Consider the following 19992-nt stretch of genomic DNA (forward strand, 5'->3'; position numbering starts at 1 on the left):
CATCGCACGCGCGAGTAGTACAAGAGTTCTAATATGAAGTCATCGCAACGTGTGCCCTTGAATCACGTCCCATTTCGACCTCGCGGTTTTCGTTGGTACTGGCATGAAAAAACGCTCCTATCTGGCTGGCTATTTCTAAAACCGTGACAGCTGTCTGTCTGCGGGCGGTTCGAAGAATGTCAGAAAAGTGCAGACGCGTCCTGCTACCTTCTTCGGCAATCGAGGAAAGGGTCTGGCATGGGACTGTATTTGGGGCATGAGTCGGCGTTGCGGTATTGGCTTACGAAGAGAGGAGACGAGTGCCTCCCAGATTGTTCACCCGACACGACCCTTGCCAATGCGACGGCCAATAAGGGTGAGGTCATCTCGAGCCCACTGCCGTTCGAGTGTTCTGAAGAACGACCGCTTCACCTGCTCGTGTCAGGTAAGCGCGGACGAAGATCAACCCCTGGGGTGCGGGAGCATCAGCTCTCATCTACGTTGCCCAGGGGTTCCTTCCGATTGCTGGCGGGCACAGTTGGGGTGGCGTCTCCCGAGCTTACATATCTCCTCATGGCTCAGTGCAGGGACATTCAAGATCTTGCCGTTATTGGATGCTATCTCTGTGGTGGCTTTTCTATCTCAGATGAGGGTAGAGGTTACGCCGGGCCTCGAGATTCCCTCACTACTCCAGAGGACATAGCGTCATTCTTGGATCTCGTGCCTGGGGCATATGGGCTCAACAAGGCACGTCGTGCCCTGAAGTATGTTGTTCAAAACACAGCGTCGCCGATCGAAACACTGCTTGCGCTTACAAGCTCCCTTCCTCCAGTACTCGGCGGGAGGATGATGCCTCAAGTGGCCGCGAATCAGCGAATTCTTGTGCCGGAAAGGCTCCAAAGCCTCATGTCGGCGGACGAGCTGTACGGTGACCTGTACTACGAGTCGGTGAAGGGGGACATCGAATACGACAGCTATGATTTCCACACGGGCAGGTATCGTCTTGACCATACGAGTACGCGTCGGAATGTAATCGAGGCGGCGGGGATTAAAGTGGTCTCTGCGACGTGGGGACAGATCAAGACGTTTGAGCTGTACCAGGACTTTTGGTGGCTAGTTGAGAACAATTTTGGGATTAGGCATAAAACATACAATGAAAAACAACTCTTAGCTCAGAAGACGCTATATTGCATGCTCACAAACCCGCAGTTTCGGCTCTTTTGATTCCAGTCACGCGGACACTGGAAGCGTGATCCCGTGCACAAAAATCGACATTGACGGCCCTTTTTTCGCGAATTACCAAGTACGAAATATCTAACTTTTTACAGAGCAGCAGGTAGATAAATGGCACTTGCGAGGTGATACTAGGAGAAAACCCGAATTTGGGCCGTCAATGTCGATTTTTGTGCAGCGGTTGGCACGGGAGGCCCAAATAATCGCTGCGACTTGAGAAGTGCCTGTCAATAGATTTGATTGGACATGTCGTAAGGTTGCCGGTTGCCCGTACTGAGCAAAAGTTGCGAAGTGGGCCTATGAGCCGGGTTCTGTCGTGGACGATCATTTATCTACGAACGCCGTTACCGACGCCCTCTAGCGCGCAACCCGAGCGCAGTGCGGGCCACACCATGGCGCTCCTATTTGCGTTTGCTCCGGAAGGGGCTTGCCAAGCCGCCGTGTTGCCACGACGCTGGTGGTCTCTTACACCACCGTTTCAGCTTTTCTCTCACCCGCCAAGGCGGGCAGCGGGAGTCTTCTTTTCTGCGGCGCTTTCCGTCGGGTCACCCCGCCTGGCCGTTAGCCAGCTTCCTGCCCTGTGGAGCCCGGACTTTCCTCATGGCCTGCGGCAAGCCGCCGGCCCCGCGATCGTCTGGCCCACTTCGCAGGGGTGATTCTAGCACGACGGTGCCCGCTTCAGCGTAGCGCAACTACAATGACTTGGTATCCTGCACAAGGTATGTATGCATGACGGGCGAATTGCCCGTGGGGAGGTCGTTCACATGGGATTCTTTGACAGGCTCTCGCGGGGGAAGCGTGCCGTAGGGGAGACGCCGCATGCAATAGTAGCTACGGCTGAGCCCGGGTACGTCCTGGCTCCCGTCACCGGAGTGGCCAAGTCTCTCTCCGAGGCACCCGACCCAGTCTTTGCGCAGGGCATGCTTGGCCCGGGGATGGCCGTCGAGCCCTCTGACGGCGTGGTCTATGCGCCAGTTGTTGGAACCATCACTGCGGCGGTGGCAACCGGACACGCCATTGGCATCACGTCTGGCGACGGTATGGAGGTCCTCATCCATGTGGGCGTCGACACCGTCGAAATGCGCGGCGACGGGTTTGCCGTGTTGGTCGAGAAGGACGCCCATGTTGCTGCGGGAACGCCCCTTATCGTGTTTGACCGCGAGAAGATCCGCGCTGCCGGCCACGATGACATCGTGATGGTCTCGGTGACAAACGCGTCCGGCGAGGCCCTGCCTGCCGTGGCGTCCGGGGCGGAAGTCCGTGCCGGCGAGCCTCTCTTCACGCTCGACGGTAGGGCGTGACGCGGATGTCCCAATCGCAGACCGGCTACCTTACCCTCGAGACCGGCATCGAGGTCCAGGGCGAGTTTGAGGACCGTCGAAGCCGCTTCATCGCGCAGCTCGCGCATGTGTCTAGCGAGGCAGAAGCTAATGCCTTTATCGAGAAGGTGCGCTCGCGTCACCATGACGCACGCCATAACGTACCGGCGTGGGTTCTTGCAGATGGCCGCGAGCGGAGCTCCGACGACGGCGAGCCGAGCCGCACCGCCGGCATGCCCACGCTCGAGGTTCTCCATGGCGCCGGGCTCAAGGACGTCTGCTGCGTTGTGACGCGCTACTTTGGCGGCACGCTTCTCGGTCCCGGTGGGCTCGTGCGCGCCTACACGGCTGCCACGCAGGCAGCGGTTGAGGCGGCCCAGAAGGCTGACTGCATGGTCGAGATGACGCTTGTGACGCGAGTGGTGGTGCAGATTCCGTACTCGGCCTACGACCGCATCACGCGCATGGTCGCCGATGCTGGCGGGCGCATGCGAGACTCCGTCTTTGCTGAGGACGTGCAGCTTACCTGCGCGTTTCGTACTGGGGACGAGGAAGCCTTTGTAGCTGCGGTGACTGACTTCGCCAACGGTGACGACATCTGTCGCGTTGGCGAACCTGGGTTCGCCGAGTTCTAGCGCTGCCGGGGCACCTGCTCCCGCCCGCCGAGGAATCGCGACCAGTTTCCGAAGAGTTCCAATTGTGGAGCGTGGGACTCATCGTTTCCTCCTAAGCTGTATACGTGTATACAGCTTAGGAGGAAATATGGCCACTACTGTTGTCTCAGGACGGATCGACGTCCTTACCGCTCGTCAGGTGGAACGAATCCTGGCGCGTGAGGGCATCGCTCCAGGAGAGGTGATTCGCCGTACGTGGGAAGCAATCGCCGACACCGGCAAGATTCCTGCTGATGGGGTCAAAGTTCACGACGAGGCATCCACAAAGCTTCGCGAGCTCATGGAGCTGAGGGCGTCTTTGCCTAAGGTGGACTGGCTAGACACTCTTACGGACTCCCAAGCCAAGGATATGGTTGCGAGCAGATATGAGTAGGCTGCTCTTCGATACCAATGTGCTTCTCGACCTGGTGGACGAGAGACGTCCGCAATCGCGGGAGGCGGCGCTTGTCGTTGAGCGCTGTAACGGTGGGGGAGACATGGGTCTGGTGACGCCGATGTCTCTCAAGGATGCCTATTACGTGTTGGGAAAGGCATATGGGGAGAGTATCGCACGCCGTTGCATCGATCTTCTCGCGGGCCTTTTGGTTGTCGCTCCCTTTGGTGCAGAGGAATGCGACCTTGCCCTGCGTTCCGGTGAGCCCGATTTCGAGGATGGGCTGATTCGTGCGTGTGCTGAGCTCAATGGTGTCGACGTGATTCTCTCCCGTGACACCAGGGCTTTCGAAGGGTCAAGAGTCCCGGCGGTGACCTGTGCGGAGTACCTAGAGAAAGTGGGGGAGTGGTAGAAATGGCCGTCAGAGAGAAGCGCCCCGGCCAAGTGACCAGGGGCGCCGTTAAATCGATTGAGTGCGGTGGGTTGGTGGGCTGCCAATAAGACTCAGAACTCGAGGCCAAGGCTCTTGAGATTGTCCTCCAGTTCCCGAGCGCTCGTGAACTGGTGAGCCTGCATGCCGGCAACCCTTGCTCCCGCAACGTTGTCGGGGTTGTCATCCACAAAGAGGCATGTTGCGGGGTCGAGGCCATAGCGGTCACAAAGCACCAGGTAGATTGCCGGATCTGGCTTCATGATGCGCTCGAAGGCCGAGACCACCCAACCATCCATGAGCGGAAAGGAGGGAATGCGGTCCTTCTGTCTCCAGAAGCGCGTGCCGGCGTTTGAGAGCACGTAGCAGCCATAGCCGGCGGCGTGCAGCCGCTCGACAAGCGTGCTGGTCTCCGGGATGACCGGCTGGTGCTCGTGCCAGTGCGCCATGCACTCGCGCAGGTTTGGCCAGAGTCGCTCGGGGAGTCGCGCCTGCGCCATGCGCTCGATGGTCTCCTCGGTAATGGCACCTGCGTCAAGCAGCGGCCACGCAGGACTCGAGAAGAGCGCCGCGTCAAGTGCCGCGGCGTCCTCCTCGTTGGTGGTGAATACGTGCGAGAACAGCGGGCCATTGAAGTCGAGAAGCACCCCGCCCATGTCAAAGACAACGTTTTGAACGGGGGTGTTCTGTGAAGCAGCCATCTTTCCTCCAATGACCCGCGATGATCCATCTTGCCTGCGCTGCGTGCGAGGCGCTACGACCTCACGCCGAGGCCGGCGGCAACGCCGTCCCACGGCTCAACGTCGACGGCCTCGGCAGTATCCCATAGCTCGAGCACGTCGGCGGGCACGAACTTGCGCATGACCGTCACAGCGCCGCCATAGGTGCGGAACCAATCGGCGCTCATGTAGAGGTAGCCGTCCTTGCAAGAGTCCTTGCCCCAGCTGTTCTCGACGCGCCACGCAACGGGCTCTCCTGCGTCGTCCAGCTCCACGCCTTGGAAGGTCATGGCGTGGGTGAGGGAGGTCTCGCGCACATCAAGCATGTCCTCGCGGCTCATCTTGAGGCCAACGCCAAAGAGCCCCTCGAGGTCAAGGCCGTCGGTTGCCAGCACGCCGGGGAAGTCCTCGATGTGGCGCGGGAACTCCTGCATGACGTCGGCGTCCATGCCCACAGGCACGCCTGCCTTGAGGCTGGCGATGGCGGCCTGCTCCAGCACCTCCTGTGGCATGTTGAGGAAGCGGTTGGGGGTGCCGCCCACCATGGGCTCCTCGAGCAGGACGTGCCACGCCGTCTTCCAGGGACGAGAGGCGCCCGGCATGCAGACCAGCTGCACGTAGTCATTGGGGTCAAAGGGAACATAGCGCTCGGCAAACTCGCGCGGAGTGATGCCGGCGTCGCGGAGCAGCATGCGGGTGTCCTTCTCGGCGCCCTTGTCGCTAGCCTTCTCTGAGGCGTCCTCGGGCAGGATCGGCGTGAGCTTGGCAGCGTCGACCTTGGCCTTCTTGCCAACCTTGACCTCCAGGTCGAAGGTCGCGGGCGGCTCGCCCAGGCAGACGGAGAGCATGCGGTAGACGTCGGCCATGCAGGCGTCCTTCTTTGCCGCAAGCTCCCCGGCGCCGGCGCCTGCACGGTGAGCGTGACGGATGTCTGAGGCGGCGCGACGCAGCAGGCGATCGAGCTGGGCGTCCATCTCGGCGGAGCTCTTGGTGCAAGCGGTCTCGGGCATCACGTCCTTAGGGACAAGGCCCCACTTGGCGATAAGGTCCATGGCCTCGAAGTAATAGCCGCCGTCGCCCATGCCCCACTCGAGCACGTGGTCGAGCTCGCGGTCGTTGTCGGGCCGGTCGACCAGCGCAATCACGTGGTCGAGCATGGCGTTGGCCTTCTCGAGCTTGTCGTAGAACATGCCAAATGCCTGCGAGAACTCGAAGGAGTCCACGTCGAGCAGGTCCATCGTGGCTGCACGAGCCACGTTGAAGGCCGAGAACATCCAGCAGCGCCCGCTCTGACGCTGGTTCGTGACATCGCCGGTGCGCTTGATCGAGACCCCATAGGTGTCGTGGTAGGTGCGCATACGCGTGTAGTCGCGCGCAGCGGCCATCACGTTCATGGAGGTTACGGCGTTTCTTGCAACTCGGTTGGCACGCTCGGCTCCAAAGGCCGTCCCCTGCTCGCGTGCCCAACTCGTATCAATGCTTCCCATGTGGTTCCTTCCCGATGAGACAAAGGGACTGTCCCTTTGTCTCATTCTTGTTGTTACGCCAGCGAGCCCATGGGGTCCCATGGCGCAAGCACCGTGGGCTCCTCGGTCTCGTAGGTGTGGCGCTCCTCCTCGGTGAGGTACTTCTTGTCAACAACAACCTGGTAGACGTACTCGTCGAACCATGCGTCGGACAGCGTGTCAAAGCCGTCGCGCCCGTGGTCCTTGCCCCAGGAGTTCTCCACCTTCCAGAGCGTGGGCTCGCCCTTCTCGTCCAGGCGCACGCCCTCGAGCACCATGGCGTGGGTCATGAGGCTCTCGCCGTAGTCCAGGCGCTCGGCCTTGTCCATGTTGCCCTCCACGGGGAAGCCAAAGAGTGCGTCCACGTCGAGCGCCGCAGTGTCCATGATGCCCTCGTCGCGCAGGTAGCTCTGGATAACGTCGCAGCCAAACCACACAGGCAGGTTGTCCCTGAGCTGCTCGATCGCCACGCGCTTGAGCTCTGCGGGCGGGAGGTTGAGGTAACGCACGCCGTGGTCCTCGAAGACGTTGCCCAGCCTGCTCACGGTGTAGGTGTGGCCAAAGGGCTTGTCGGCCGTGGGCGCGCTGATGAGCGACACATAGGCGTCCACGTCCATGTCAACAGCGGTCGAGAAGAACTCCTTGGGCGTGAAGGTGCCGGTGAGCACGAGCTTGTCGTCCTTGTCGCGCAGGCGCACGGGGAAGCTCGCGGGCGGCTCCCCCAGGCAGACGGCCAGCAGGTGGTAGACCTCGTCCATCATCTCCTTCTTCATGGAGCGCAGGTCGGCCACCTCGACGCCAGCCTCGTGGCTCTGGCGCAGGCGCTTGGCAGCACCGCGCAGGTAGCGCGTGAGGTAGCGGTCCATGTCGCTGGTGTTTCTCGAGCAGGCGGTCTCGGGCATGGCCTCCTTGGGCACCACGCCGTACTTCTTCACGAGGCTGCGGAACATATCCCACTGCCCGCCGTCGCCGATGGGGTCGGTGAGCAGGAACGACACCAGGCGGCCGTCGAGAGGCTCGTCAAGTGTGTCGAGGATGTTCTCGAGGAACCAGTTGCTCTTCTCGAGCTTGTCCCAGAAGAGGGGATAGGCCTGCGAGAGCTCGAAGGTCTTGAGGTTGTACTTCTTGATGACGCGGTAGCGCATGGTGTTGAGGCTTGCGAACATCCAGCAACGGCCGGAGTGCTCCTGGTTGCACCTCTCGCCCTGCGTGACCTCGATATCGAATCCCAGCGCGTTGGCGGCGACGCCCTCGGGGCGGCGCGCGGCGGCGCGGATGCCGTTGGCGGTGACGGCGTTCTTTGCGACGGCGTTCACGCGCTCGGACGAGAAGTTCTCGTGCGAGGCGGCGAGGTCGTCAGCGGTGATGCTGGTCAGATCCTCCATCTTTCCTCCTGATGTTTCGTGGTTTGCGCAACATATTCCGCATCGAAGCATATCACGCGTGCGTACCTGAGATTGGTACCCCTTGTGGAGCAATTCTCGACAGTCATTAGTCATATGTATATGACTTTCTTGCGTGGGTATCTTTGCCACTGAGAAGGACGGCGCCTGCCTGGGCACGTTGGCCTGGGGTGGGCGCCCAACACAAGAGACTGGCAATAAGGAGGCAGGTAGGATGGAGAGGCTCAAGGGCAAGGTGGCCGTGGTCACGGGTTCTACAAGCGGTATCGGCATTGGCATTGCGCAGGAGTTCGCTGCCGAGGGCGCCCATGTAGTGGTGTGCGGCCGACGCGAGGCGCGCGGCCAGGAGGTCGTGGACCAGATTGTCGCCGCGGGCGGCAGTGCCAGCTTCCACAGGATGGACCTCACGGACCTCTCCACCGTGGATGCGCTCATGGCGGACACGGCGCGAGACCATGGCAGCATCGACGTTCTCGTGAACAACGCTGCCGGCGTCGGCCTCAAGGATGGTCGCGTGGACGAGATTTCGCTTGAGGACTGGGACGCGATGTTTGCCTCTGGCGTGCGTGGCACGTTCTATGCGATCAAGGCGGTCCTGCCGTACATGCGCGCTGCGGGTGGCGGGTCGATCGTGAACATTGGATCTATGGCGTCCATCTCGGGCGACCTGGGCTCGACCGCCTACGCCTGCAGCAAGGCGGGCGTGGACATGCTCACCTCCTCCGTCGCGCTGCAGTACGGGAAGGAGAACATCCGCTGCAACTGCGTGCGTCCGGGGCTTATCGTTACGCCGCAGAACGAGGCACACGTCCCGCAGCAGCTCAAGGACGTGTTTCTCAGCAATATCGAGGTCAACCGCTACGGATGCCCCGCGGACATCGCGCATGCCTGCACGTACTTTGCCTCCGACGAGAGCGCCTATGTCACGGGCCAGGTGATCAACGTGGACGGCGGCCTCAACTCGCACGCCCCCACCGTGGCGCAGTTCCGCTCTGCCGGATCGAGGACCTGGTAGCGTGGCCGAGTGCAATCAAGCGCTGGCTGGAATAGGCGAGTCGTCCGCAGCAGCTGCCGAGCTTTCACCCGCGTATAGGATGCGGGTTGTGTTCGAGAGCAAGGTTGTGGCCCCGTATCGGGACACCTATCGCGGGGAGCTCGGCCAGGCGCAGGTCGAGCTCCTGGAGCTGCTGTACATGCACGGGCCGCTTCGTCAGCACGAGCTGGCAGGCGAGCTGAGAACCACGAAGCAGCACGTCTCGAAAATGACTGCCAGGTTGGAGCAGATGGGCCTTGTCGCAAGAAGCTTGGACGATGCTGACGGGCGGAGCCGCGTGATCTCGCTGAGCGATGCGGGCAGGGCGTACGTGGGCAGGCACATCGCGGAGGGCTCAAGGTGGGCGCGCGAGCTCTTCTCGCATCTGAGTGAGGAGGAGCGAAAGGAGCTCGACCAGGCTATGCTCACGGTTGTGCGGCTGCTCGAGAAGGCGTAGTGGTGTGTCCAACGCGGTTGGGGGGCTCGCGAGGGTGGCTTATTGGCGCGAAATGACGGTTGGTTGCAGTTTTCGTACAACTCCTTATATGTTGCACATTGCATCGCAATTCTTCTACCTGCCATTGATAAGTTATTCAATTTGTTTGTACTCGGGACTACCCCGTTAAACTGCCACCAACCGTCAATTTGCGCCGCAACCTGCTCCTGGCTGTATTTCGGTTAGGTATTTTCAACGTCGGCCAGGTCTTTTCAACGCTTGAGCCCAGTGATCGTCGAAGAACGCGCGCATGCGGAGTGTGGTCCCCGCGATTGCATGACAGTCCGTCCCAGATAGTCGCCCCCCTTGCGCCGTAGCCCCCTCGCATCGCCGCGCTATACTTCGATGCACTGGGAAACAAGCGCTAGAGCGGGGAGGACGTGCATGTTGGCTGTGCAAGACGCACCCGCATACCCCGTGCCTGACTACGGGCTCGCCGTCCTTCGCGTCCTCGAGGACGCCGGCTTCGAGGCGTGGGTTGTGGGCGGCTGGGTCCGCGACGCGCTTCTCGGCGCTCCCATGCACGACGTAGACGTGACCACCTCCGCTCCCTGGCAGGAGACCGAGCGGGCGCTTCGCTCCGCAGGCATCGAGGTGCACGAGACGGGCACTGCCCACGGCACCGTGACCGCCGTGATAGATGGACAGCCCGTCGAGGTGACAACCTATCGCGTCGAGGGCGCATACTCGGATCGCCGCCACCCCGACGAGGTGCGCTTTGTCCGGGACGTGCGAGAAGATCTCGCGCGGCGCGACTTCACGGTGAACGCAATGGCCTACCACCCGAATCGTGGACTTCTCGACCTCTTTGGCGGACGAGAGGATCTTGCCCACGGCGTGGTGCGCGCGGTGGGGGATCCGTACAGGCGCTTCGAGGAGGACGCGCTGCGGGTGCTTCGCGCGGTGCGCTTCGCCTGCAGACTTGGGTTTGAGGTAGAGACGCGCACGCAGGCGGCACTTGTGGCATGCGCGCCGGAGCTCGACGGCATCGCTCGCGAGCGCGTGGGCCAGGAGATGGACGGCATCGTCTCTTCCGGGCGCATGGCTTGGGCGCTGCGCAACGAGTTCGAGGTAGTCGCGCGTGCCGTGCCGGCGCTTATGCCCATGCATGGCCTTGATCAGCGAAGTCCCTATCACGCCTACGATCTCCTCGAGCATACCGCCCGCGTGTGCGCTGGCGTCGAGGCGTTTGCGGGTGGCTCCCCCACGCAGTCGCTACGTTGGGCTGCCCTCCTGCATGACGTGGGCAAGCCCGTGTGTGCATCTGTCGACGAGCGTGGCCGCGGGCACTTTCGCGATCACCAGCGCGTGGGCGCGACCATCTGCCGAGAAACCCTTCTCGGCCTGGCGCTGCCGCACGAGGTGGCAGGCCGGGCGGCAGCTCTTGTTCGGTATCACGACAGGCATCTCTCGGCGTCGCCCGCGGGGGTACGGAAGCTCTTGAGGCGACTTGACCAGGCGCGCCCTGGAGAGGCACCCGCGCTTGCGTATCAGCTGCTCGACCTTCAGCGTGCTGATGCTGTCGCAAAGACGCTGAGCTGCGCGCAGCGTGCGGTCGAGCTCGATGTATTCGAGCGGGCGCTCTCTGACGAGCTTGCACGCGGGACGGCATTTCGCGTGCGCGACCTTGCCATTGGTGGGGGAGACGTGATGCGCGCGCTGGGGATTGCCCCGGGACCAAGGGTTGGGGAGACCCTCTCGGCGCTCCTCGACGATGTGATCTACGGACGCGTCGAGAACAGCCGGGATGCCCTGCTGGCATGGTTGCACGAGAAGGCCTGAGGTGGCATTGCTGCAGGTAGATGTGGCTAGCTGGTGTTGCCTGCGAGTCTCTCGAAAAAAAGTTTGAATTGATGCTTGCAATGACTCGGACTATGCCGTAAAGTATCTTCTCGCGTTGAGACAGGACAAACATTAATTGGGATGTCGTCTAGCGGTAGGACAGCGGATTCTGGTTCCGTCAACGGGAGTTCGATTCTCTCCATCCCAGCCACTGTCCCCGACAACCGAATATGGCCCGTTCGTCTAGCGGCCTAGGACGCCGCCCTCTCAAGGCGGAGATCAGCAGTTCGAATCTGCTACGGGCTACCAAACAGTCGCAGGTCATCGGCTATGCCGGTGGCCTGCTTTTGTGTGTGACTATGCTGGTGGGTTATCGTTGCTGAGGGGAGCGTGGGCGCCGTAGGGCGCGTTTCCGCAGCAGCCCCCGCCGGCCCGCAGCCCCTACGCGCACGCGCCGCAGCCAGGGCATCCCCCGCGCGCCGTGGGCGTGGCGGCAAGGCCACCTTCGGCCGTCTCGCGCAGCGTCGCGGGAAGTGCTGCCCCAACGGCTGCCATGGCATCGACCACCTCGTCGAACGGAATGGGGCATCCCACCCCAGAGAGCACCAGCTGCGCCGAGCTCATCGCACATGCAACGCCCATTGCGTTTCTCGCCTGGCAGGGGAACTCCACCATGCCTCCCACGGGGTCGCATACCAGCCCCAGCGTGTTCGCAATCGCAAGCGAGGCGGCATCCAGACACTGTGCGGGCGTGCCGCCGAGAAGCTCCACCAGCGCGCTTGCTGCCATGGCGGAGGCCGTGCCCACCTCGGCCTGGCAGCCGCCCTCGGCGCCGGCGACCGTCGCGTTGGTGGAGATGAGCGCACCCACGGCGGCCGCGTTCCACAGCGCACGCCGAATGGCGGCGTCCTCGGCGCCCGTGGCCTCGGCGCAGGCGAGAAGCGCTCCGGGCACCACTCCAGCGCTCCCGGCCGTTGGGGCGGCAACGATGACTCCCATGGTTGCCGAGCGCTCGAGCGTCGCCATCGCAAACGCCGTGGCCCGTGTGAGTGTGGACCCCAGAAGCGCCCTGGCGAGCCCACCTTCGCCTGTGCCTCCGCCTGCCGCCACGCTCGCCGCCTGGCCGCCGAGCAGCCCACCGAGAGACGCCTTGGGCCGCGTGATCGCCTCGGTCGTCTCGCTGCGCATGACCTCAAGCACGCGGGCCATGGCGGCATCGGGCGAGAGGGAACCGCCTACGTCGCCCGCCAGCTCCGCCTCGCGGGCGCGCATGAGCTCGCCTATCGAGAGCTGCCGTGCGCCGCAGGCAGCGAGCAGCTGCGATCCGCTTGCAAAGGAGAGGCCGGACTCAACGGGCTCGGCCGCGCCAGCCGCGCCGGGGACGTTCACCTGCGAGGCAAACTCAACATGCTCGGTGGCGCCAAGCAGCTCGAGCAGGCGAGACCCAACCGGCTCGTCCACCTCGAAGACCGTGTATGCCCTGCCGCCGCGCTCCTCGCGAAAGGTGCTCATTGTCGCAATGTTCACGTTGGCCGTTGAGAGCTTCCGCGTGAGCGCCGCGAGCACGCCAGGCAGGTCGCGGTGCTCCACGAAGATGGTGGGCATGTCTCCCGCGATGTCAACGCGCACTCCGTTGATGCTGCTCACGCGCACGCGCCCGCCACCTAGCGACTCGCCGGTGACCGAGATTGACGCCCCGCCCTCACATGCCATGCGAATCTCTACGGTGTTTGGGTGAAGGCTCTCGTTTCTGCCGCCCTCGGTGATGCTGAAGCCAAGCCCGGCATCGCGGGCAAGCTCGAACGAGCGCCTCACGCGGATGTCGTCCGGCGCGAGCCCCAGGATGCCCGCGACAAGCGCCCGGTCGGTTCCGTGCCCCACATGCGTGCGCGAGAAGGAGTTGTACAGGACAAAGTCGACGTGGATGATGGGTGCGGGCGCAAGCGAGCGCGCTACCAGCGCGATTCTCAGCGCGCCAGCGGTGTGCGAGGAGGACGGACCCACCATGATGGGACCAAGCACCTCAAACGCTGACATCGTGACCATTGCCGCTCCTCTCGCTTTCGTGCCGTCTCGTCAACGTGCCGTCGGAAGCGCCGCCGATAAGAGCGCGCGCCCGGGACGAGCTCTCGCTCCCGGGCGCGCCAGTCCTACTCTGTCGCAATGCCCTCCGCGCGCCTGAGCCGTGCGAGCGTGCAGTCGCGCCCGAGAAGCTCGAGCGACTCGCCAAGCGGCGGCGACACCTGGTTGCCACACGCTGCCACGCGCACGGCGCCGAAGAACTTGCGCTTGGACGCGCCGAGCTTCTCGGGCAGCGCCTCCAGGGCGGCATTGATGGCGTCGGCGTGCCAGGCGTCGTCTCCAAGTGCCTCGAGCGCCTCGGTCGCGGCCGTCACAAAGCCGCGTGCGCCGGCCTTGGCCAGGTTCTTCTCGACGGACTTCTCGTCCAGCTCCACCTCGTTGCCCTCATAGAGGAAGCGTGCCTTGCCAACCACGTCGGGCGCCACCACGGTACGGGGCTTGAGGATGGAGGAGAGCAGGTCGTACCAGCCGTCCTCGTGTGCGAGGGCGCCCTCGGCCGCCTCCAGTCCCGCGGCGCGAAGCTCGGGCACAAGCACGCGCTCGGAGAACTCGCGGTCGCTCATGGCCAGGTAGTATGCCTGGTTGATGGCGTCCAGCTTCTTGGGGTCAAAGGTTGAGGGGTTCTTCGACACGTGGTCGAGCGAGAACTCGCGCGCCAGCACGTCGCGCGGCACGATGGTGGTCTCGCCGTCGAGTGACCAGCCGAGAAGCGCCAGGTAGTTCACGAAGGCATCGGAGAGATATCCGGCGTCGCGGTACTCCTCGACCGAGGTCGCGCCGTGACGCTTCGAGAGCTTCTTGCCGTCTGGCCCCAGAATCATCGAGATGTGCGCGAAGGTGGGTACGGGCGCGCCCAGGGCCTCGTAGACCATGATCTGACGCGGGGTGTTGGAGAGGTGGTCGTCCCCGCGGATCACGTGCGTGATGCCCATCATGGCATCGTCCACCACGGTGGCGAAGTTGTAGGTGGGGGTGCCGTCGGAGCGGAAGATGATGAAGTCGTCCAGCTCACGGGCGTTGAAGGTCACGTCACCGTGGACCGCATCGTGGACCACCACGTCGCCACGGTCGAGGGGAACCTTGATGCGCAGGGTGTAGGGCTCGCCCGCGTCGATGCGGCGCCTAGCCTCGGCGGGGTCGATGTCGCGGCAGGTGCGCTGGTAGCCCTGGAAGGGGTCGTGGCGCGCCTCGGCGGCAGCCTTGTCGGCCGCGAGCTTCTCAGGCGTGCAGAAGCACGGGTAGGCCTTGCCCTCGTCCCACAGGCGCTGCGCCGCGTCGCGGTAGAGCTGCATACGGTCGGTCTGGCGGTAGGGGCCAAAGTCGCCGCCCACCTCCGGACCCTCGTCCCAGTCGAGGCCCAGCCAGCGCATGGCACGCAGGATGATCTGGGTGTTCTCCTCGGTCGAGCGGGTTGGGTCCGTGTCGTCGATGCGCAGGATGAAGGTGCCGTGGTTCGCGCGGGCGAATGCCCAGTTGTAGATTGCGGTGCGAGCCCCGCCCACGTGGAGCTTTCCGGTGGGGGAGGGCGCGAAGCGCACGCGCACGTGTCTGTCGTCTGCCAAGGTGGTGCCTCTCACTAGTCTCTTGCTGACGTGCATTCAGCGTTCAAGTATAGACGCAGACGACCACAACGGACCGCATCACCGTCGCCGTCGCCGTCGTCGCCCGCGTCGCGTTGCCTACATGATTTTCGTTGACTCGAGCTTCTCGGCGATCCAGTTGTTGAGACGCACCACCGGCTTGCGCAGCAGCAGTCCCAGGATGAGCGAGAGCACCACATAGATGCCAAGAATCGACATCTCTGCCACCCAGGTGTAGCCGTAGAACCCGCCAATGCACTCGTGCAGGACGGCAATCCCGTGCACAAAGGGGAGCGTGGGGTAGAAGGTCTGGAACGCCTTGGGGAGCATCTCCACCGGGAAGGTACCGCCGGAGCCCGCCACCTGGATGACCAGCAAAAACACGCAGATGGCCTTGCCCACGTCGCCAAACGAGACCGTGAACGCGTACATGATGTTCACGAAGACCACCGACATGAGGCAGCACGTAAGCACGAACACCGCCATGTTGGCGCACTGCACGCCCAGGTAGAAGAGGTCGCCAAACGAGACGAGCAGGGCTTGGAGAATCCCCAGCAGGTCAAAGAGGAGAAGCCTCCCCAGGTAGGCGTGACGCGGGCGGGCATTGGCCTTGGCCAGCTCAACGTCCGAGACCTGTACCTTGAGCATGGCGACAAGGACGACGGCGCCCACCCACAGTGCGAGCGTGGTATAGAAGCCCGCCATGGCCGAACCGGTGTTGGCAATAGGGTAGACGGCAACGCGGTCGAGGCCCACGGGCTGCGAGAGGAACGTCGCGAGGTCGCTGGGGTTTGCCGAGAGGATCTGGCGCACCTGCTGCGCGTCACCGGAATCGAGCGCGGCGGTGAGTCGCGCGGAGAGGTCATCGAGGTCGTCAGCCATGCCGTTGACCTGGTCGGCGGAGGAGTCGAGCAGGTTCTTCATGTCCGCGAGGTTTCCCGAGGTGAGGGAGGCCGCCCCGCTCACGTCGCTCACGGTGTCCTCGAGCTTGATCGAGACCGTGTTTGCCGCCGTCGAGGCGGAGTCGATGGAGCTCGCAAGGTCCGAGAGCTGCGAGCGCAGGTCGGAGTTGAAGCTGCCCTGCGCGTCCTCGATCTCCTGGGCGTCCTGCTGGATGAGGGCCTTCACGTCCTCGTGGTCCTGCTTGGCGTCGCTCACGCCGTTCTCGAGGTCCGTCGCGGAGGAGCGCAGGCGCTCCGCCATCGCGCGCTGCGTGGAGATGACCCCCTTGACGCGCGAGATCGTGGGGTCGAGAAGGGACTTCGAGCCCTCGGGCAGAATCTCCTTGAGCGACGTGAGGCTGTCGTCGAGCTGCTGGTAGGCGTCTGCGTGCGCGTCGATGCGCGTCGCGATGTCGCGAAGCTCTGAGGCGCCGTCGGAGGCGTCGGTCTGGGCGGTGTCGAAGGCCGTGTCCACCGCGTCCGAGACGGAGTCAAAGCTCTCCTTGCTGGTCGAGAGGGCCTCGTCAATGGCGGCGGATGCCGTGTCAACGGAGTCGCCCACCTTGCGCACACCCTGCGCGGACTCTGCCAGCGCATTCCGCACGTCCTGAGTCGAGGAGTCGGTTCCCGAGAGCAGGGTGGAGGAGGAATCGATGATGGAGCCCGCCGAGGAGAGCAGGCTCGAGTAGACGCCCATGTGCGCCGAGACGGTGCGCAGGTCGCCCGAGGCCTGCGAGATGGCATCACTCAGGTTCTTGCTGATGTCCATGAGCTGGTCATCGCTTACGTAGCCGGAAATCTCCGAGAGGGCGCCTGCACCAATCTCGCCAAGGCTCTGGGCAAAGTCGGTCTGGATGCTGTTCTTCACGGAGGTCGCGGCCTTGTCGGTCACGATGGGGGCGATGGCGTTTTCCTTCTGGTTGCTGTAGTAGACGATGGTCGCCTGCTGGATGTCGTCCGAGAAGACCGTGAGCATGTCCTTCGTGAAGTCCTCGGGAATCACGATCGCTGCGTAGTACGTGCCGCTGCGAACGCCCTCGATGGCGTCGTCCTCGGAGGTGACCACGTAGCCAATGGTCGTCTTCTGCGAGAGGTCCGTTGCCACGCGCTCGCCGAGGTTGATCTTTACGGGGATGGTGTCGCTTTGGAAGCCCTCGTCGCTGTTGGCGACGGCCACCTTGAGGTTTCCGGTGTTGCCGTAGGGGTCCCAGCTGCCTGCGATGTTGAACCACGCGTAGAGCGACGGGATGACCACGAGGCCAACGCACACGATGAGCGAGATGATGTTTTTGGTTGCGTGTCTCACGTCAAGACAGAAGATGCGCCAGATCTTTCTCATGCGCGGCCTCCCTTCTTGCCGTGCTTGCGCTTGCGATCCTTGTCGTCGCGCTTTTTGTCGTCGTGCTTGTGCTTCTTGTCGGAGTCCTTCTTCTTGTCCTTCTTGCGTTTCTTGTCCTTCTCGGCCTTGCGCTTATCGTGCTTAGCGTGGGCGCGGTCGTCCTTCTCGCCTTTTTCTGCCTTGTGCTTTGCGGCCTTCGAGACGGTGGCGGCAGGACTCATGGCGTGCGTTACGGGCTCTGCGTCCTCGGCCGCGGGCGGAGCCACGACGCCGCCGCGCGTGATGGTGGGCACCTCGACCTCGGGCTCGGGGTCGTGTCCGCCAAGGGGCGCACTCTCGAAGAGCCTTCGCAGCACGATTGTTGACTGGGAGCCGGCCAGGTCGCTCGTGGTGCCCACGGCGCCGTGCGCTTCGGGCGCGTTTGCCTCGACGTGCTTGCCCTGCGCCTCTGCCACCACGTCGCTCACGCGCTTGCGCAGCCGCTCGATGGGGGAGGAGAAGTACTCGCGGTCGAGCTGGTCGCCAAGGAGCTGGTACATCTCGTCCTTGGAGAGGTCCACCATGGCGGTCTTGCGGTTGAGCGACTCGTGGAAGTACTCGATGACGATGAGCGCCGTGCACAGGAGCACCAGGCAGACAATCCACACGATGAACCACGGCAGCTTGTTGCTCACGGAGAACATGACCACCGAGAGACCCAAGGGCAGTGCCAGGAGCAGCACGAACCCCACGCGGATGAGGTGCGGGTATGCCGCGTTGAACCTAGCCGCCCGCTGCACGATCTGCGCGCGGTACTCGTCGTTGTGCATGAGCGCCTTGATGAGCGAGGAGAGCCGGTAGTGCTCGACCTCGATGCCGTCGCGCTCGCAGATCATGAGGTCGGTCTCGGCGAGCTTCTTGTCGAAGAGCGAGTTGATGTTGAGGAGGTGTCGGCGCCAGCCAACGCCAATGAGCAGGGCCGGAATCACAAAGAGCAGCAGCATGAAGAGGTTCTGCCCGTAATAGTTGCCGTAGTAGCCGGCAATGGCCTCGCGCATGGCGCGGATGCCGTAGGTGAAGGGCAGCCAGGGGTTCAGCGCGCGGAAGAAGTCGGGCATCATCTCAATGGGGTAGGTGCCCGAGGACCCGGGGATCTGCAGGATCACGAGAAGGACGCAGAGCGCCTTGCCGATGTGCTTGAACGCCACGGCAAACGCAAAGATCACGTTCACGTAGACGAAAGACTCGATCACGCCGGCGAGGATGAAAGCCTTGGGGTCAAGGCACTGGATGCCAATCACGAGGTCGCCCACGGTGCAGATGACGCCCTGGAGGACGCCAAGGAGCAGGAAGAGCAGCAGACGGCCAAAGTAGCCCTGCCAGGGGGCAAAGCCTCCCTCGATGCCCTCCTTGTCCACCTCGGCCTTGTAGATGGCGATGAGGACAAAGCCGCCCACCCACAGGGCCAGGTTGGTGTAGAAGGGCGCCACGCCCGAGCCGTAGTTGGCAACCGGGAAGACGGCCTCCTCGTCTAGCGCGACGGGGGAGGACATGAACGATGCGATGCCGTTGGCGTCGAGGTTGAGGAGCTCGTTCACACGGTTCATGGCGCTCGAGCTCTGGATTGCCGAGAGGTCCGTGGCAACGTCATCGAGTGAGGAGGACATGTCGTTCAGGGACTCGGTGGTGACCGAGAGGGCCGTCGAGGTCTGCTCGAGGGTGTCGTCGAGCTGCTCAAGCACGGCCTTTGTCTGCGCGATGGTGGGGGAGAGCCCGCCGAGGGACCCCGAGAGGCTCTGCGCGGCGCCAGAGAAGTTGTCGAGTGCACCGTAGAGCTCGGGGAGCGTGTCCTGGTTGAACGAGGAGTTCACGCCCGAGAGCGACGTGGTCCCGGTTTGGATGGCATCGTTCACGGACGACGAGAGCCCTGCCACGGCGTCGTTGGTGGCGCCGATGTCGCTCGTTGCGCGCGAGAGGTCGTCGACGGTCGCCTGCTCCTTGTCCACCTGCGCGCTGATTCGTGCCACGGAGGCGTCGAAGGCGGGGCGCACGCTCTCGGGAAGGGTTGCGGAGAGACTCTGAAGGTCCTGAACCAGCCGGCGGTTCTGGTCCACGAGCGACTGGGCGGTTGCAAGCGCGCCCTCGGCCGTGCCCTGGGCTTGGCCAATCTTGCCAGAGATGCGGCCTATCGCCTGGTTGGTGGTTCCCGAGATGGACGAGAGGCGCGTGGAGCCATCGCTCACCGCACCGGCTACCGAGGTTGCCAGCGACGTTGCGTCGTCGCGCGAGGTGAAGAGGACCCCGGTCGCATCCGCAAGGCTTCCACTTGCTCTTGAGGAGATACGGTCAAGCTCGTCGAGGGTTGCTTCGGCGTCTTCGATGGTCTGACGGGCGGCCGCAACGGTGCTCTGGGCATCCGACATGCTTGTGGAGAGGCCGTCCACGGTCTCCTTTACGCCGCGTACGCGGCCCACGATGCTCGTGGTGGCGCTGTCGGTATCGCCCTTTGCACTCACGATGAGGCCCTGGAGCTTGCCTACCACCACGTTCGAGACGGTTGAGACGAAGGTCTCGTTGATCTGGGTCTCGACGGTTGAGGCACCCGTGTCGGTGACCTTGGGCGCGATGGGGTTGACCTTCTCGTTAACGTAGTAGGTGAGATCGGGAGAGACGAGGTCTCCCGTGAGGACCGAGGTGAGGTCGCGGGTGAAGTCGGCGGGAATCACGATGGCGGCGTACGAACGGCCGGATCGGACCTCCTCGAGCGCGGTGTCCTCGTCGAGAAAGACCCACTTGAGCTGGGTGTTCTTGCCCAGCTCCTCCACAACCATGTCTCCGGCGTTGATGAAGCCGAGGTCGCCGCCGGCGTCTGCGCCCTCGTCGAGGTTCACCACGGCGACACGGACGTCCTGCGTGTTCTCGTAGGGGTCCCAGTTGGCCAGAATGTTGAACCAGGCGTAGAGAGAAGGGATCACACAGACGCCCAACGTGACAATCACCGCCACGGGGTTGCGCAGTATCCTCTTGAGATCGCGCCAGAAGATTCGAAATACCTTGCCCATGCTCCTCCGCGGTGGGTCGTGACTTATCGGGGCGCGCAGGCGTGGACACCTGCGCCTTAGTAA

The 19992-nt window shown here is 63.3% G+C and carries 15 protein-coding genes, 2 tRNA genes and 1 other RNA gene; 10 read left to right on the plus strand and 8 right to left on the minus strand.

Going from position 1 to position 19992, the window contains the following annotated elements; translation table 11 throughout:
* Positions 1-237: 237 nt before the first annotated feature.
* Positions 238-1203 carry a hypothetical protein gene (locus BMX94_RS10505; RefSeq protein ID WP_177171333.1) on the plus strand — a complete coding sequence of 322 codons (966 nt, stop codon included), beginning with the start codon at positions 238-240 and terminating at the stop codon, positions 1201-1203.
* A 293-nt stretch (positions 1204-1496) separates the two neighbouring features.
* Here the strand turns inward: BMX94_RS10505 and rnpB are convergent.
* Positions 1497-1858, minus strand: an RNA gene (gene rnpB / locus BMX94_RS04935) — RNase P RNA component class A.
* 118 nt (positions 1859-1976) lie between these two features.
* On the opposite strand from rnpB, the gene BMX94_RS04940 reads away from it, so the two are divergent.
* The 4 genes from BMX94_RS04940 to BMX94_RS04955 all read left to right on the plus strand — a co-directional run bounded on the left by BMX94_RS04940 (position 1977) and on the right by BMX94_RS04955 (position 3990).
* A complete protein-coding gene (locus BMX94_RS04940; protein WP_091004400.1) occupies positions 1977-2513 on the plus strand; it encodes a PTS sugar transporter subunit IIA in 537 nt (178 codons plus the stop codon).
* A gap of 5 nt (positions 2514-2518) precedes the next feature.
* Positions 2519-3166: an IMPACT family protein gene (locus tag BMX94_RS04945; protein WP_091004402.1), complete on the plus strand. Its 648-nt coding sequence runs from the start codon at positions 2519-2521 to the stop codon at positions 3164-3166.
* Positions 3167-3293: 127 nt separating this feature from the next.
* Complete coding sequence (locus tag BMX94_RS04950; protein WP_091004404.1) at positions 3294-3578, plus strand: type II toxin-antitoxin system RelB/DinJ family antitoxin; 285 nt, start codon at positions 3294-3296, stop codon at positions 3576-3578.
* Positions 3571-3990, plus strand: coding sequence for a type II toxin-antitoxin system VapC family toxin (locus BMX94_RS04955; protein WP_091004406.1), 420 nt, complete (start codon positions 3571-3573; stop codon positions 3988-3990). The genes BMX94_RS04950 and BMX94_RS04955 overlap by 8 nt, the downstream gene beginning before the upstream one ends.
* A gap of 92 nt (positions 3991-4082) precedes the next feature.
* On the opposite strand, the gene BMX94_RS04960 is transcribed toward BMX94_RS04955, so the two are convergent.
* Genes BMX94_RS04960 through BMX94_RS04970 form a run of 3 tightly spaced genes read right to left on the minus strand, consistent with a single transcriptional unit; the run spans position 4083 to position 7617 of the window.
* A complete protein-coding gene (locus BMX94_RS04960) occupies positions 4083-4709 on the minus strand; it encodes an HAD family hydrolase (RefSeq protein WP_091004409.1) in 627 nt (208 codons plus the stop codon).
* 53 nt (positions 4710-4762) lie between these two features.
* Positions 4763-6214 (minus strand): C1 family peptidase, encoded by a 1452-nt coding sequence (locus BMX94_RS04965; protein ID WP_177171334.1) that lies wholly within the window; start codon positions 6212-6214, stop codon positions 4763-4765.
* Positions 6215-6267: 53 nt separating this feature from the next.
* Entirely contained in the window at positions 6268-7617 is a 1350-nt protein-coding gene (locus BMX94_RS04970) for a C1 family peptidase (protein WP_091004413.1), read from the minus strand.
* A 232-nt stretch (positions 7618-7849) separates the two neighbouring features.
* Here BMX94_RS04970 and BMX94_RS04975 point away from each other — a divergent pair, with 232 nt between their 5' ends.
* The 5 genes from BMX94_RS04975 (at position 7850) to BMX94_RS04995 (ending at position 11255) form a co-directional block, all read left to right on the plus strand.
* Positions 7850-8650 (plus strand): SDR family NAD(P)-dependent oxidoreductase, encoded by an 801-nt coding sequence (locus BMX94_RS04975; protein WP_091004415.1) that lies wholly within the window; start codon positions 7850-7852, stop codon positions 8648-8650.
* An 88-nt stretch (positions 8651-8738) separates the two neighbouring features.
* Entirely contained in the window at positions 8739-9125 is a 387-nt protein-coding gene (locus BMX94_RS04980; RefSeq protein WP_177171335.1) for a MarR family winged helix-turn-helix transcriptional regulator, read from the plus strand.
* 423 nt (positions 9126-9548) lie between these two features.
* A complete protein-coding gene (locus BMX94_RS04985) occupies positions 9549-10946 on the plus strand; it encodes a CCA tRNA nucleotidyltransferase (RefSeq protein ID WP_091004419.1) in 1398 nt (465 codons plus the stop codon).
* A gap of 137 nt (positions 10947-11083) precedes the next feature.
* Positions 11084-11157 (plus strand) — tRNA-Gln (locus BMX94_RS04990).
* 21 nt (positions 11158-11178) lie between these two features.
* Positions 11179-11255 (plus strand) — tRNA-Glu (locus BMX94_RS04995).
* Between the two features lie 132 nt (positions 11256-11387).
* On the opposite strand, the gene sdaAA is transcribed toward BMX94_RS04995, so the two are convergent.
* From sdaAA to BMX94_RS05015, 4 genes are all read right to left on the minus strand, one after another.
* Complete coding sequence (sdaAA, locus tag BMX94_RS05000; protein ID WP_091004421.1) at positions 11388-12992, minus strand: L-serine ammonia-lyase, iron-sulfur-dependent, subunit alpha; 1605 nt, start codon at positions 12990-12992, stop codon at positions 11388-11390.
* Between the two features lie 104 nt (positions 12993-13096).
* Positions 13097-14590 (minus strand): glutamate--tRNA ligase, encoded by a 1494-nt coding sequence (gene gltX, locus BMX94_RS05005; RefSeq protein ID WP_286160028.1) that lies wholly within the window; start codon positions 14588-14590, stop codon positions 13097-13099.
* A gap of 117 nt (positions 14591-14707) precedes the next feature.
* Positions 14708-16888, minus strand: coding sequence for a YhgE/Pip domain-containing protein (locus BMX94_RS05010; RefSeq protein WP_091004426.1), 2181 nt, complete (start codon positions 16886-16888; stop codon positions 14708-14710).
* The gene (locus BMX94_RS05015; protein ID WP_091004428.1) at positions 16885-19929 is read right to left on the minus strand and encodes a YhgE/Pip domain-containing protein; all 3045 of its coding nucleotides are present in this window, start codon (positions 19927-19929) and stop codon (positions 16885-16887) included. The genes BMX94_RS05010 and BMX94_RS05015 overlap by 4 nt, the downstream gene beginning before the upstream one ends.
* Positions 19930-19992: the final 63 nt, after the last annotated feature.

Origin of the sequence: Olsenella sp. KH3B4 (genome assembly GCA_900111695.1) — a bacterium.
GTDB lineage: Bacteria > Actinomycetota > Coriobacteriia > Coriobacteriales > Atopobiaceae > Tractidigestivibacter.

What these genes read in the sequence shown, in the direction of transcription:
- BMX94_RS10505 (WP_177171333.1), top strand. Translation starts at nt 238, where the DNA reads ATGGGACTGTATTTGGGGCATGAGTCGGCGTTGCGGTATTGGCTTACG.
- BMX94_RS04940 (WP_091004400.1), top strand. Translation starts at nt 1,977, where the DNA reads ATGGGATTCTTTGACAGGCTCTCGCGGGGGAAGCGTGCCGTAGGGGAG.
- BMX94_RS04945 (WP_091004402.1), top strand. Translation starts at nt 2,519, where the DNA reads ATGTCCCAATCGCAGACCGGCTACCTTACCCTCGAGACCGGCATCGAG.
- BMX94_RS04950 (WP_091004404.1), top strand. Translation starts at nt 3,294, where the DNA reads ATGGCCACTACTGTTGTCTCAGGACGGATCGACGTCCTTACCGCTCGT.
- BMX94_RS04955 (WP_091004406.1), top strand. Translation starts at nt 3,571, where the DNA reads ATGAGTAGGCTGCTCTTCGATACCAATGTGCTTCTCGACCTGGTGGAC.
- BMX94_RS04960 (WP_091004409.1), bottom strand. Translation starts at nt 4,709, where the DNA reads ATGGCTGCTTCACAGAACACCCCCGTTCAAAACGTTGTCTTTGACATG.
- BMX94_RS04965 (WP_177171334.1), bottom strand. Translation starts at nt 6,214, where the DNA reads ATGGGAAGCATTGATACGAGTTGGGCACGCGAGCAGGGGACGGCCTTT.
- BMX94_RS04970 (WP_091004413.1), bottom strand. Translation starts at nt 7,617, where the DNA reads ATGGAGGATCTGACCAGCATCACCGCTGACGACCTCGCCGCCTCGCAC.
- BMX94_RS04975 (WP_091004415.1), top strand. Translation starts at nt 7,850, where the DNA reads ATGGAGAGGCTCAAGGGCAAGGTGGCCGTGGTCACGGGTTCTACAAGC.
- BMX94_RS04985 (WP_091004419.1), top strand. Translation starts at nt 9,549, where the DNA reads ATGTTGGCTGTGCAAGACGCACCCGCATACCCCGTGCCTGACTACGGG.
- sdaAA (WP_091004421.1), bottom strand. Translation starts at nt 12,992, where the DNA reads ATGGTCACGATGTCAGCGTTTGAGGTGCTTGGTCCCATCATGGTGGGT.
- BMX94_RS05010 (WP_091004426.1), bottom strand. Translation starts at nt 16,888, where the DNA reads ATGAGAAAGATCTGGCGCATCTTCTGTCTTGACGTGAGACACGCAACC.
- BMX94_RS05015 (WP_091004428.1), bottom strand. Translation starts at nt 19,929, where the DNA reads ATGGGCAAGGTATTTCGAATCTTCTGGCGCGATCTCAAGAGGATACTG.